Consider the following 11,853-nt stretch of genomic DNA (forward strand, 5'->3'; position numbering starts at 1 on the left):
TTTTTAGCCGGGGAGGGATAGATCATTAATATCATTCAGATAGGTGTCTTATTCCTCTCTATTTGAGGTGAATGTATTTTTAAAAAGTACTGAATGAGAGAAGGGAGTCTGGCATACGTCGAAAAAAATGCCCCGAACAAGGGGCGTGCCAATCGTGCTTTTCCTGACTCAGTCAGCGTGGCGGATAAAGGAAAATAATCCCACTTTGGCCCACTACCAGCGGTTGCCCATTGAGTTGTAGCGGTTGCATCCAGATATCCATATTCATCATCAAATCCACCATACCGTCGATCATTAATCGCTTGTCGGCAGCGCTGTAATAAATGGGAGACCAGGAAAACCATTGGCGGCGTTCATGGCTGCTGGTCTGGGTGAACTTGCCCTTCAAAATAAAACGCGGATCGTCCGGGCTGGTGATGGTCGTCAAAATCGTTTTATTGACGATGACCATGTGGGTGTCATAAGTCTCTTTTCGCCGCGACATCAGATCGTAAAAGCCCATCTGGACATCCACCTTGGTCTGTTGTTCAACAGGCAGAGTACTCTGCGGCCAGCTATAAAAACCCACCAGGCTAATCAACAGGAGGGCAATTAAGGTATAAAGGATCCATTTAGCCAACGTTGCAGCCCTCCATTTCGCCGATTTTCCTTCGTGTTTCTCTCAGGATCAGATTGTTGAGCTGGTTAATGTCTATCCGCCAGTGGTAGATAGACATGGCCAGTTGCTTACGGTCACAGCTGCTTTTCAGTGAAAAAGTATAGTTAAGCGTCTGATCGATACTCTGATAGTAAACATTCATCACGACCGATTGCCCTTTAAGGAGCTGATTCATCTGATAGAGAGTCCCTTTCAGCTTGTTATAAAACTGGTCTTGATTGCGGTTTAGGTTATCTGGCGGGTAAATCTCGTACAGACGAATATTGCTGTATACGTTGCTTTCCTGTTCTTTGTACTGCAGGCGATGGTGCGCATTCTCAAAATAGCGCCATGCAATAGAGGTAGTGATGACCAGCGCCACCACGACCAGTAAGGCAACGGCCGGAAAACGTTGCCACCGACGCACGCGAGTTACTGTTGGAGCGAGTTTTCCCGTCTCTGCCACGCCGCTTGTTTGTTTCGGCGAAAAGAAGGGGTCTGCTATTTCATCCGCTTCCTGGGGCTGTGGAGCGTCAAAGAGCACCGCCTCGCTGAGTAGCGCATCGTCTGACTTATCGAGGACTTCCTCTTCTTCTTTTTCAATCATGCTGCAATAATCGGCTTCCAGCAAATAACCTTTTCGAGGGATGGTTTTTATTATCCTTTGCTGTTTGCCATCATCTTCCAGTGCCGTACGCAGCGCATGAATGGCGTTTGGCAAACTATTATTGCCAATGACTCTATTCTCCCAGACTAGCGTGGTCAGCTCTTCTCTGGTGAGAATTTTCCCTGCATGTTGTGTCAGTGTATCCAGCAGTTTTAGCTGATATTCCCCAAGACGCCTCCGTTCTCCATTGGTTAAATGGAGAATCGATCCAGAGCTAACATCAATTAGCCAGTTATTTACAGCGCAGTAGCGTTTATTCATTTTTGGTTGCAGCCATTCCTGTAATAATTAACGGATATCGCGGCGCTATGCGTGAGCGCCACGAATACATTCGCCATCATTAAGTCCATTTAGCCTTCATTACTAAGCTGCGACGCGTTGCCGAGGGCACGAAAATGCAACCTGCCTCTATACCGGGTACAGATTTATCTGTCTGTGGGTGGTGAAAAGTGTGGTTTTAAGGGGTGTCGGTAGTAATGTCATCTTCCGTGCTTCTTTTTTACGCTATAAAAATGTGATTCGCAACATGTTTCAAGGCGGTTTTTGGCATGTTTTATTAAACGGAATAATAGAAAGTTAATATTTATAAGCATGTGTTAGTGGTGTTGTGAAAAAGATTTTTGATGTAAAAATGATGTTCTCAGTAACGTGCGTTATTAACTTTATTCTCTTTTTTTTTAAACAGGATGCAAGGCGTTTTATATTTATTTTTTATTTAAGATTAGTCTCAAAAGTGTCGCCTGAAATGTCTTTTTTGTTTTTTCTTTTTGTGCTCAACTTGAATGAGAATGATTATTTTTAAAAAGAGATGCGATTTCAGTATTAGTAAATAAAAAAAGAAAACGGATTTAATTTTAAAGAATGAGGTGTCGTTTTATCTCAGCACGACAGTCAGGAGACTGAACATCAGGTCCATCAAGGAGATTCATTATGTCTTTATCTATTTTCACCAGCGGCTCTGCCATGTCCTCCCTTAACGCGCTGAATAAGTCCAACAGCATGCTGTCCACCGCGATGGAGCGCCTGGGCACCGGCAAACGCATCAACTCTGCTGCCGACGATGCCGCAGGGATGCAGATCGCTTCACGCCTTCAGGGCCAGAGCAACGGTATGGCCGTGGCTCAGCGCAACATCTCTGACGCCACCGCCATGCTGCAGACGGCGGAAGGCGCATTCGATGAAGTCAGCAACATCATGTATCGCATGAAAGACCTGGCCACGCAGTCTGCGAACGACACCAACAGCGAAGACGATCGTAAGGCGATCAATGCCGAACTGGGTGAACTGAACAAAGAGCTGAGCAACATCATGACCAACACCTCTTTCGGTGGGGACAAGCTGTTCGGTGCCAGCGGTAAGCTGACTGACGACATGAACTTCCAGATTGGGGCCAGCACCGGGGAAGGCATGACGGTTAACCTGAACACGGAGCTGACCGCTGTTACCGGGGCGAGTGGTATGACGGGGATTACGACGGCTATTGCTACCCTGAGTGGTGCTGCGGATGCGACTAACGCGCAGGCCTTGATGACCTCGCTGGAAGATGGCCTGAAAGCGGTGGGTGAAATGCGTTCAGGGCTGGGGGCCAACATCAACCGTCTGGGCCACACCGCAGCGAACCTGGCGAACATGAAAGACAACACCGAGCTGGCGCTGGGCAACATTCAGGATGCGGATTTCGCGAGCGAAGCCTCTTCCATGACGCGTAACCAGATGCTGGCGCAGACCAGCATGTCGATGCTGAAGCAGTCCAACAGCATGTCCGGCATGGTGATGTCCCTGCTGGGCTAAGACTTTGCCAGATGAGACACAAAACCACACCGCCTTTTGGCGGTGTTTTTGTTTATCGGCGAAAAATACATTTTTTTATTTCACTGTTTAATTTCTCTTATCTACGTGCCGCTTTGATTAAGTAACGAAGCTTATGTAGCACTTACCGAATCAAGGAGATTCATTATGTCTTTATCTATTTTCACCAGCGGCTCTGCCATGTCCTCCCTTAATGCGCTGAATAAGTCCAACAGCATGCTGTCCACCGCGATGGAGCGCCTGGGCACCGGCAAACGCATCAACTCTGCTGCCGACGATGCCGCAGGGATGCAGATCGCTTCACGCCTTCAGGGCCAGAGCAACGGTATGGCTGTGGCTCAGCGCAACATCTCTGACGCCACCGCCATGCTGCAGACGGCGGAAGGCGCATTCGATGAAGTCAGCAACATCATGTACCGCATGAAAGATCTCGCCACGCAGTCTGCGAACGACACCAACAGCGAAGACGATCGTAAGGCGATCAATGCCGAACTGGGTGAACTGAACAAAGAGCTGGGCAATATCATGACCAACACCTCTTTCGGTGGGGACAAGCTGTTCGGTGCCAGCGGTAAGCTGAGTGCCGACATGAACTTCCAGATTGGGGCCAGCACCGGGGAAGGCATGACGGTTAACCTGAGCACGCAGCTGACCGGTGTCACCGGAGCGAGTGGTATGACGGGGATTACGACGGCTATCACTAACCTGAGTGGTGCTGCGGATGCGACTAACGCGCAGGCCTTGATGACCTCGCTGGAAGATGGCCTGAAAGCGGTGGGTGAAATGCGTTCAGGGCTGGGGGCCAACATCAACCGTCTGGGCCACACCGCAGCGAACCTGGCGAACATGAAAGACAACACCGAGCTGGCGCTGGGCAACATTCAGGATGCGGATTTCGCGAGCGAAGCCTCTTCCATGACGCGTAACCAGATGCTGGCACAGACCAGCATGTCGATGCTGAAGCAGTCCAACAGCATGTCCGGCATGGTGATGTCCCTGCTGGGCTAAGACTTTGCCAGATGACACAAAACCACACCGCTTTCGGGCGGTGTTTTTGTATCTGAAGACCCTGTACCAGCTTCCCCTGAGGGGGAAAATCACCTTCCCGCCTTTATTTAATATATTGATTTTATTGATTTAAAAAATTGGCACGCTAATTGCTAATAATGACTGTATTACGTTCGGTTAGCCCTGCGTACCCGTATTTCTGGAGATAAAAATGTCTGATTTGACCAGCCTGGATCCTCAAACGCTCGCCACGCAGCTTGCAGGGTATGACATTGCCGCTATGCAGACGGCGTTGAAAAAACAGACCAGCTCTCTGGCGGCTCAAAAAGCGGCATTGACCGCGCTTCGCACGGCAATGAGCGACTTTCGAAGCGCATTAACCGGATTGAATAAAACCGACAGCGGGATGCTGCAGAACGTGGCCACGACGAATATTGAAGGTGTGGCTACCGTGACGGCAGGAAGCGGAGCGCAAAAGGGCTCGTACAATCTGTTTGTTGAGCAGCTGGCCTCTGCACACCAAATTGCATTCGATGATATGACCGACGAGTCCATCAAAAATGCAGCCGGCACGATGACTATCACCATTAACGGCAAGTCGATGGACATTGAGATGGATGGTCTGGAGTCGATGTCTGACCTGACCAAAAAGATCAATAGCAACAACGATAAAGATGCGCCGGGTGTGACGGCGTCGCTGATTCGAACCGACGGCAAAGTCAGCCTGATGTTGAGCAGCGATGAGAGTGGTGAAGACAATGTTGTTGAGCTGGATACCAGCTTAATGGATAGCGCCAGCGCGCAAAAATTCGCTGCATCAGAAACGATCTCTGAAGCGCGAAATGCGAAATTCAGGCTCGGAGAAAGTAACAAGGTCTATGAAAGCAGTTCAAACACCCTCGATAAGCTTATCGACGGCGTAACTATTGAGCTGACAAAGGCGCAAAAAACCGGCGATGAGCCGCTGCGCATCAGCATCGGTGTGGATAACACTGCAACCAGGGAGCAGATACAGAGCTTTGTGGATGCGTTTAATACGCTGAAAACCGAGCTGGGTAAGCTCACCAATAGCGGCAGCGACGGGAAAGATCGCGGCGCGTTTGCCGGTGATGCTGGTATTGCCTCGCTTGAAAGAGATTTGAACAACATGCTGCGCCAGACCTTTGGTGACAAAAACATGACCGCATACGGCATTACCGCCAGCCGGGATGGTTCGTTAACTATCGATAGTACCAAGCTCGACAAGGCGTTGCAGGACGATCCTCACGGCCTGAACGACCTGTTCAACGGCAACGACGGGCTGATTAAGAGCATGGATAAGTCGCTGGATAAATATCTCAACACCTCTAACGGACTGCTGAAAGGGCGCCAGGAAACGCTGGATCGCCAGCAGACAGAGATAGACACCAAAACCGACAAAATTCAGACACGCTACGACACATCGTATAACCGCTACCTGAAACAGTTCACCCAGCTGCAATCCATTATGACGCAGATGAATAACACCATGAGTATGTTTGGCCTGGCCTAAGGGAGAGTCAGTTATGTATGGAAATGAACAGGAGGCCTTCGGCCAGTATCAGCAATCCGATCTGGCCATTCAGGCCGCGGCGGCGAGCCCGCATCAGCTGGTGCTGATGTTGTTTAACGGCCTGATGGATGAGTTGGTTCGTGCGAAAAGCCATATTGCTGCTCGCCGTTACGAGCGCAAGGTTCAGAGCATTAATAAGTGTATCGATATTCTTAACGCGCTCACCAGCGCGCTGGATTATGACAAAGGGGGCGATTTGGCGCTAAGCCTTGCCAACCTCTATGACTATTGCGTGTATCGACTGTATGACGCGAGCCACAAACTCTCCGTTGAGTACGTTGATGAGGTGGAAAAGATCCTCGGCAACCTGCAGGACGGATGGCAAAAAATGGGTCAGCAGCATGAATGATGTTCAGGTCATTCATTTTTTGACGCGCGCGCTGAACGCGGCGGCAGAAAACGAAAATTGGGCTCAGGTGCAGGAAGTGGACAAGCAAATTGCCTCACTGCTCACCACTCTGAAACGCAATCCCCTTAGTGATGAGAAGCGCGTGGCTCTGGAGGCGCTGCGGCGTATGCACCGCAAAGTGAATGACAAGTGCCGTCTGAAAAGCGAAGAGCTGGAGCGAAAAATGGCGCTACAGCGGCGTAATCAGGAAGGCATTGCCGCCTATGCGGCCTTTATGGATGAAGGGGATATTCGATGATGACGATGGCCTCTTCACCCCTGGGGATGACGAATACGTCAGGATCTTTGCCGGACTTACAGAATGTTGTCACACCGCAGAGTATCACGGCTGCTGACCCTGGGTTACAGCTCGCGGTCTCAGCCCAGCCCCCCTTTACGCTTTCAATGCTGAGCGTGATGCCAACCGTGCCAAAAGATGACGCGGGGCTGGACGCTGTCGGCCCGACTCGCCCGGCACCAGAAGAAGACGGAGGCGCAGAGGCAAATGCCGGAGCGCCAGTGATGCTTCTTCAGCAAATTCTGGACGGCCTGTTGGCGAGCAACACCTCATCTTTCACCCCGGCAGCCCCAGCCGCCGACGTGAGAAATGACGCGGGCAGGCTGATTCCGGCCGGCGAAGCTCTGATTTCGCCCTCCAGCTTACCCGACGTGAGCTTGCCAACTCAGGGGCACCCTCCAGCGTTGGCTGAAGCCGGGGCGCTACTGCCTGTGCAACAGATGGTGGCAAAAAAGGGCGAATTTTCAACACCTTTAACCGTGTTGAATGCTGCTGAAAACCGGGGGATTTCAACCGTGCAGCCTGAGATTCAGCCTCAGAGTGTCGGGCCTGAAACAAAATCGTCCCCGGCAACCCTCAGGCTGGAGCCTGAATCTTCCCGTTGGGCTCAGCAGCTGCAGTCCGCACTTGGTGAACGTTTACAGGTGCAGGTTAAAGACCAGATTCAGCACGCCACTATTCGCCTCGACCCGCCGGAGATGGGCAAGATAGACATTGCCGTGCAGATCGAAAATGGCCGAGTACAGGTCACAATTAATGCAAACCAGGGGGAGGTTTACCGCGCGCTTCAACAGGTCAGTAACGACTTACGTCAGAGCCTGACCGAGCAGAATTTTGTGCAGGTAAACGTCCAGGTTTCCTCCCAGAACGGACAACGCGACGGTCAGCAGCAATCGGCACCGCAGAAGCAGCCCGAGAAGGTTATGGCTGCCGTGAGCCTTGAGACGGACGCGAGCATGCGTCGTGAAGATGCCTCCGTTTTACTGACCGTTTAAACACAGAAGATTATGACAATAAAAACTTTTTCTCTGGGGCTGTTAATTGCCCTTATTGCGGCCGCTTTAGCGGCGGTATTGACAATAGTGGGTACTCACATGCTGAGCAGAAATGAGGGGGAAAGCGGCATGCTGACCTCCCTGTTTAGTGCCTCGGATGAGCAGCGCGTTGAGTTTGTCGAAATAAAGAATGTCGTTATCACCCTACAGAGCAACAGCAGTAAAGAGCGGTATCTGCTGCTTGAGCTGGCCCTGGCGACGAGTGATCCACGTGGCGTGCAGATGATTAATGACATGTCCCCGGCGGTACGTGGTGCCACGGTAAGTCTGCTCTCCGGCATGCAATACGATGCGGTGCGTGCTATGAGCGTGTCCGAGCTGAAAGTAGAGCTGATGAAGGTCTATCGTGAACGTTTCAGGACCCTCAACAGCACCATGCCGTTTCAGGATGTGATCATCAGCAAGCTGGTCTTTCAGTAAGTCACCACGGCGGTACCGGAAATGATGGATTTTATTGCTGACGATGCCCTGACGCCTGCGGAAGAGTCACATTATGTGAATGCTTACTTACCGCTGGTCCATCGGGTTGTGAAGCAGCTTTCTTATCAGGCGAGCAGCGTGATGGACAGGGACGATATGGAGCAAATTGCCCTGATGGGACTACTCACGTCTTTGCGTCGTTACGGCCATCCTGATGAACAGTTTGGGGCTTATGCCGTGCACCGTATTCGCGGAGCCGTGCTGGATGAGCTACGCCAGCTTGACTGGCGTCCACGTCGCCTACGACAAAAGACTCATAAATTGAACGATGCCATCCGCGAGGTTGCCCGCGAACTTGGCCGTCCGCCTAATTTTTCTGACCTTGCCGGGCGGCTGGATATCACCGCCGAAGAGTATCAGGAATATCTGCTGCTGGACTGTGCGAAGTCGATGGACAGTCTGGATGAATTGCTCAGCAGTGAAACGCATTCAATGCCCTTGAATGGCAGAAATTTAGAAGAAGAAGTGATGGTGAGCCGCACGCTGAAAACCGCGCTGGCAAGCCTTGATGAACGTGAACAAATGATTTTGACGCTTTATTACCAGCATGAAATGAGCCTGAAAGAAATAGCCCTGGTGCTGGGGCTGACGGAGGCACGAATCTGTCAGTTGAATAAAAAAATAGCGCAAAAAATTGAGCAGTTTTTTTAGTGGTTCTTTGAGAAGTGGAAACTCATGCAAAAATTATTAGGTTTAGTGATTATTTTCGTCTGTGTTGTCGGCGGTTTTCTGATGTCTGGTGGGCGGCTGGCCTCGTTCTGGCAGCCTGGTGAAATTATCATCATCCTGGGTGCAGGGTTTGGCGCATTAGTGTTGGCTAACCCCAAACCTGTGCTGGCCGAAATGTACCGTCAGTTTCGCGGCGTGATGCGTAAAAACGAGCATACCGATGAATACCAGCGTCAGCTGCTGATGTTGCTGTTTGAACTGCTTGAGCTGGTGCAGGACGGCGGTCTTAAGGTACTGGACGAGCACATTGAAGTCCCGGAAAGCAGCCCGCTGTTTCAAAAATACCCGCTTATTCTGCGCGACAAAGCGCTGATTACCTTTATTTCGGATAACTTCCGCCTGATGGCGATGGGAAAAATTAACGAGCACGAGCTGGAAGGGATCCTCGAGCAGGAACTAGTGGCGATGGAGGAAGATCTTTTACTGCCATCCCGCTCGCTACAGCGTATCGCCGAGGCGATGCCGGGTTTCGGTATTTGTGCCGCGGTGCTCGGGATTATCATTACCATGCAGTCCATTGATGGTTCCATTGCCGTGATCGGCGTGAAAGTGGCGGCCGCGCTGGTGGGCACCTTCCTTGGGGTCTTCTTCTGTTACTGCCTGATGGATCCGGTGGCAAACGCCATGGAGCAGCGCACCAAGAAGCAGATGGCTGTACTGGAGTGTGTGCGAACCGTGCTGGTGAATCATGTTGCCGGTAAACCTACGCTTCTGGCGGTTGATGCCGGGCGCAAAATGCTGCCGATGGACTCTAAACCGACCTTTGCCACGCTCGACGGCTGGGTAAACCAGATGACAGGTGATGCGTAATGCGAGGCAAGGCCAAGGGGCACACTACCATCATTAAACGCTCTTCACGCAAAGGGCATGACGCGGTGCATGGTGGCGCGTGGAAGGTGGCGTTTGCCGACTTCACCCTCGCGATGATGGCGCTGTTTATGGTGCTGTGGATCATGGGGGCAGTTACCGAAGAAGAGCGGAAAGAGATTGTCTCTCTGCTCAACAGCGACTCGCTGTTTGAGGGCATGTCCGCGATGCCAATTACCCAATCAAACGGCTCCGGCGGCAGCGTGACTATCCTTGCCGGGAAACCAAAATCGGATGATGCTGGATCTGACGTTCAGCAGGATGTCGCTGCGCTGCAGGCGTTGACCAGCGCGGCAAACCAGGGGGAAAGCCTGGAAGAGGTGAATCGCCGCTCAGAGCAGGAAATCGAAGATTTGGCCCGAGTGATCATGAAGATCACTTCTGCCTATGATGCGCAGTCTAATTTGCAAATCGAAATTGTCCCGCAGGGGCTGCGTATTCTGGTGCAGGATGACCAAAAACGAGAGATGTTCCAGCGCAGCAGCGCCATTCTGACGCCCTTTTTTAACCGCTTGCTGACGGAGTTTGCCAGGGCGCTGAACTCCATCGATAACAAAATCATTATTACCGGGCACACCGATTCCACACGCTTTCGCGATCAAGAGCTTTACAACAACTGGAACCTGTCCGGTGAGCGTGCCATGCAGGCACGTAAAGCGCTGACGAAGGGCGGGCTGGATTACGGGAAAATTCTTCAGGTTAGCGGAATGGCTGACCAGATGCTGCTCGATCCTGAACATCCGCTCAGTTCGGCTAACCGCCGCATTGAAATTATGGTTTTGACCCATTCCGCGAGCGCGTCGCTGTATCAGTTCTTTGGTCAGCACGGCGAAAAAGTCCTTAAACCGCTGGCCGAGAGCGTCGTGCAGCAGCCATCCCCGACACGATAAGTTTTAGGTATTTGAATTGCTGATTTTGATTTCCACCTCAATTGTCTCCACTTTACCGCCTGCGTCCGAACTCTCCCGGCGCATGGCGGGATTTTTTTTTCTGCTGCTATTCGTCCTGTTTTCGTCACAGGCCAGTGCGTTACCTGCTAAAAAGTCTAAAGCAGGCGTCAAGCGCACGCAGGTCGCGCAGCTGCAGAGCAAAGAAGCCCGTGAACGGATGAAAAATCGTGCAAGGTTGCTTGCCAGCGCCAGGCAGCGCCTTGCCGTCGTCCCGCCCACGCCTGAACAGAAAAAGCGCCAGGCCGCTGAAAAACTGGCCGCCCGGATCCTGAATCGTGAGCAGTTGGCTATGCACACTCGCTGGCGTCCTGGGATGATCGGGGGGTCAGAAGGCTTGTGGCCGTTGGCGACCGAAGCGCTTATGGCTGAGATGGTAAGCCCTCGCGTTGAAGCGACTCTCCACAAAGTAATAGCACGGCTCAAGCAGCAGTTGGGCAAGCCCTATGTCTGGGGCGGGCAGACGCCGGAGCAAGGCTTTGACTGCAGCGGGCTGATTTATTACGCCTATAACAAGCTGCTTAGCCAAAAGCTCCCGCGTACCGCCAACGGCATGTTCCAGGACAGGCGATTAAAGCGAATTAACCAGCAACAACTTCAGCGCGGCGATCTGGTGTTTTTTAGTATCAAAAGTCAGGATCGCGCCGATCACGTCGGGGTTTATTTAGGGGAAGGGCAGTTTATCGAGGCGCCCAGGACCGGGCTGAATATCCGGATCAGCCAACTGACGGACAATTACTGGCAGGATCATTATCTTGGCGCGAAGCGTATTTTGACCGAGGAGGCGATTCTCTAAGGTTTAGGGGCCTGGGCTGGCCAGTCGGAGAGAAAACGAAGGCGATTTAAGCTGGAACTGGGCCTTGCTTCTTATTTTTACCCTCACCCTAACCCTCTCCCTGAAAGGGAGAGGGAATAAATAATGTTCCCCATAGCTTTTGTTTTCTTCCTCTGCGGGAAGGGAGAGGGAATAAACAATGTTTCCTATAGCTTTTGTTTTCTTCCTCTCCGGGAAGGGAGAGGGAATAAACAATGTTCCCCATAGCTTTTGTTTTCTCCCTCTGCGGGAAGGGAGAGGGAATAAACAATGTTTCCTATAGCTTTTGTTTTCTTCCTCTGCGGGAAGGGAGAGAGAATAAACAATGTTTCCTATAGCTTTTGTTTTCTTCCTCTCCGGGAAGGGAGAGGGAATAAACAATGTTCCCCATAGCTTTTGTTTTCTTCCTCTGCGGGAAGGGAGAGAGAATAAACAATGCTCCCCATAGCTTTTGTTTTCTTCCTCTCCGGGAAGGGAGAGGGAATAAACAATGTTTCCTATAGCTTTTGTTTTCTCCCTCTCCGGGAAGGGAGAGGGAATAAACAATGTTTCCTGTAGCTTTT

The 11,853-nt window shown here is 51.4% G+C and carries 14 protein-coding genes; 11 read left to right on the forward strand and 3 right to left on the reverse strand.

What is annotated here, in order from left to right; all coding sequences use genetic code 11:
• Positions 1 to 172 precede the first annotated feature (172 nt).
• Together LH23_RS10950 and LH23_RS10955 are read right to left on the reverse strand one after the other, a co-directional pair.
• Positions 173 to 619: a hypothetical protein gene (locus LH23_RS10950; protein WP_039291062.1), complete on the reverse strand. Its 447-nt coding sequence runs from the start codon at positions 617 to 619 to the stop codon at positions 173 to 175.
• Positions 612 to 1,565, reverse strand: coding sequence for a winged helix-turn-helix domain-containing protein (locus LH23_RS10955; RefSeq protein ID WP_039291064.1), 954 nt, complete (start codon positions 1,563 to 1,565; stop codon positions 612 to 614). Before LH23_RS10955 ends, LH23_RS10950 begins: the two co-directional genes overlap by 8 nt.
• A gap of 669 nt (positions 1,566 to 2,234) precedes the next feature.
• Here LH23_RS10955 and LH23_RS10960 point away from each other — a divergent pair.
• From LH23_RS10960 to LH23_RS11010, 11 genes are all read left to right on the forward strand, one after another.
• Positions 2,235 to 3,095 carry a flagellin gene (locus LH23_RS10960; RefSeq protein WP_039291066.1) on the forward strand — a complete coding sequence of 287 codons (861 nt, stop codon included), beginning with the start codon at positions 2,235 to 2,237 and terminating at the stop codon, positions 3,093 to 3,095.
• Between the two features lie 165 nt (positions 3,096 to 3,260).
• Positions 3,261 to 4,121 (forward strand): flagellin, encoded by an 861-nt coding sequence (locus LH23_RS10965; RefSeq protein ID WP_039291068.1) that lies wholly within the window; start codon positions 3,261 to 3,263, stop codon positions 4,119 to 4,121.
• Between the two features lie 211 nt (positions 4,122 to 4,332).
• Positions 4,333 to 5,652 carry a flagellar filament capping protein FliD gene (gene fliD, locus LH23_RS10970; protein ID WP_039291070.1) on the forward strand — a complete coding sequence of 440 codons (1,320 nt, stop codon included), beginning with the start codon at positions 4,333 to 4,335 and terminating at the stop codon, positions 5,650 to 5,652.
• A 13-nt stretch (positions 5,653 to 5,665) separates the two neighbouring features.
• On the forward strand, positions 5,666 to 6,061 hold the full coding sequence (fliS, locus tag LH23_RS10975) for a flagellar export chaperone FliS (RefSeq protein ID WP_039291073.1): 396 nt from the start codon (positions 5,666 to 5,668) through the stop codon (positions 6,059 to 6,061).
• A complete protein-coding gene (locus LH23_RS10980; protein WP_039291076.1) occupies positions 6,054 to 6,359 on the forward strand; it encodes a hypothetical protein in 306 nt (101 codons plus the stop codon). The genes fliS and LH23_RS10980 overlap by 8 nt, the downstream gene beginning before the upstream one ends.
• The gene (locus LH23_RS23075; protein ID WP_052050193.1) at positions 6,356 to 7,393 is read left to right on the forward strand and encodes a flagellar hook-length control protein FliK; all 1,038 of its coding nucleotides are present in this window, start codon (positions 6,356 to 6,358) and stop codon (positions 7,391 to 7,393) included. The genes LH23_RS10980 and LH23_RS23075 overlap by 4 nt, the downstream gene beginning before the upstream one ends.
• Positions 7,394 to 7,492: 99 nt before the next feature.
• Entirely contained in the window at positions 7,493 to 7,873 is a 381-nt protein-coding gene (locus LH23_RS10990) for a flagellar basal body-associated FliL family protein (protein WP_231560180.1), read from the forward strand.
• Positions 7,874 to 7,894: 21 nt separating this feature from the next.
• Positions 7,895 to 8,584, forward strand: a complete 690-nt coding sequence (locus LH23_RS10995) for a FliA/WhiG family RNA polymerase sigma factor (protein WP_039291080.1) — start codon at positions 7,895 to 7,897, stop codon at positions 8,582 to 8,584.
• 24 nt (positions 8,585 to 8,608) lie between these two features.
• On the forward strand, positions 8,609 to 9,472 hold the full coding sequence (gene motA / locus LH23_RS11000) for a flagellar motor stator protein MotA (protein WP_039291081.1): 864 nt from the start codon (positions 8,609 to 8,611) through the stop codon (positions 9,470 to 9,472).
• The gene (lafU, locus tag LH23_RS11005) at positions 9,472 to 10,419 is read left to right on the forward strand and encodes a putative lateral flagellar export/assembly protein LafU (protein WP_039291083.1); all 948 of its coding nucleotides are present in this window, start codon (positions 9,472 to 9,474) and stop codon (positions 10,417 to 10,419) included. Before motA ends, lafU begins: the two co-directional genes overlap by 1 nt.
• A gap of 82 nt (positions 10,420 to 10,501) precedes the next feature.
• Positions 10,502 to 11,272, forward strand: a complete 771-nt coding sequence (locus LH23_RS11010; protein WP_231560181.1) for a C40 family peptidase — start codon at positions 10,502 to 10,504, stop codon at positions 11,270 to 11,272.
• A gap of 3 nt (positions 11,273 to 11,275) precedes the next feature.
• Here the strand turns inward: LH23_RS11010 and LH23_RS11015 are convergent, their stop codons facing one another.
• Positions 11,276 to 11,836, reverse strand: coding sequence for a hypothetical protein (locus LH23_RS11015; protein WP_039291087.1), 561 nt, complete (start codon positions 11,834 to 11,836; stop codon positions 11,276 to 11,278).
• Positions 11,837 to 11,853 lie beyond the last annotated feature (17 nt).

The organism is Cedecea neteri, from assembly GCF_000758305.1.
GTDB lineage: Bacteria > Pseudomonadota > Gammaproteobacteria > Enterobacterales > Enterobacteriaceae > Cedecea > Cedecea neteri_C.

What these genes read in the sequence shown, in the direction of transcription:
- LH23_RS10960 (WP_039291066.1), top strand. Translation starts at nt 2,235, where the DNA reads ATGTCTTTATCTATTTTCACCAGCGGCTCTGCCATGTCCTCCCTTAAC.
- LH23_RS23075 (WP_052050193.1), top strand. Translation starts at nt 6,356, where the DNA reads ATGATGACGATGGCCTCTTCACCCCTGGGGATGACGAATACGTCAGGA.
- LH23_RS10980 (WP_039291076.1), top strand. Translation starts at nt 6,054, where the DNA reads ATGAATGATGTTCAGGTCATTCATTTTTTGACGCGCGCGCTGAACGCG.
- LH23_RS10990 (WP_231560180.1), top strand. Translation starts at nt 7,493, where the DNA reads ATGCTGAGCAGAAATGAGGGGGAAAGCGGCATGCTGACCTCCCTGTTT.
- LH23_RS11010 (WP_231560181.1), top strand. Translation starts at nt 10,502, where the DNA reads ATGGCGGGATTTTTTTTTCTGCTGCTATTCGTCCTGTTTTCGTCACAG.
- fliS (WP_039291073.1), top strand. Translation starts at nt 5,666, where the DNA reads ATGTATGGAAATGAACAGGAGGCCTTCGGCCAGTATCAGCAATCCGAT.
- lafU (WP_039291083.1), top strand. Translation starts at nt 9,472, where the DNA reads ATGCGAGGCAAGGCCAAGGGGCACACTACCATCATTAAACGCTCTTCA.
- LH23_RS10955 (WP_039291064.1), bottom strand. Translation starts at nt 1,565, where the DNA reads ATGAATAAACGCTACTGCGCTGTAAATAACTGGCTAATTGATGTTAGC.
- fliD (WP_039291070.1), top strand. Translation starts at nt 4,333, where the DNA reads ATGTCTGATTTGACCAGCCTGGATCCTCAAACGCTCGCCACGCAGCTT.
- motA (WP_039291081.1), top strand. Translation starts at nt 8,609, where the DNA reads ATGCAAAAATTATTAGGTTTAGTGATTATTTTCGTCTGTGTTGTCGGC.
- LH23_RS10965 (WP_039291068.1), top strand. Translation starts at nt 3,261, where the DNA reads ATGTCTTTATCTATTTTCACCAGCGGCTCTGCCATGTCCTCCCTTAAT.
- LH23_RS10995 (WP_039291080.1), top strand. Translation starts at nt 7,895, where the DNA reads ATGATGGATTTTATTGCTGACGATGCCCTGACGCCTGCGGAAGAGTCA.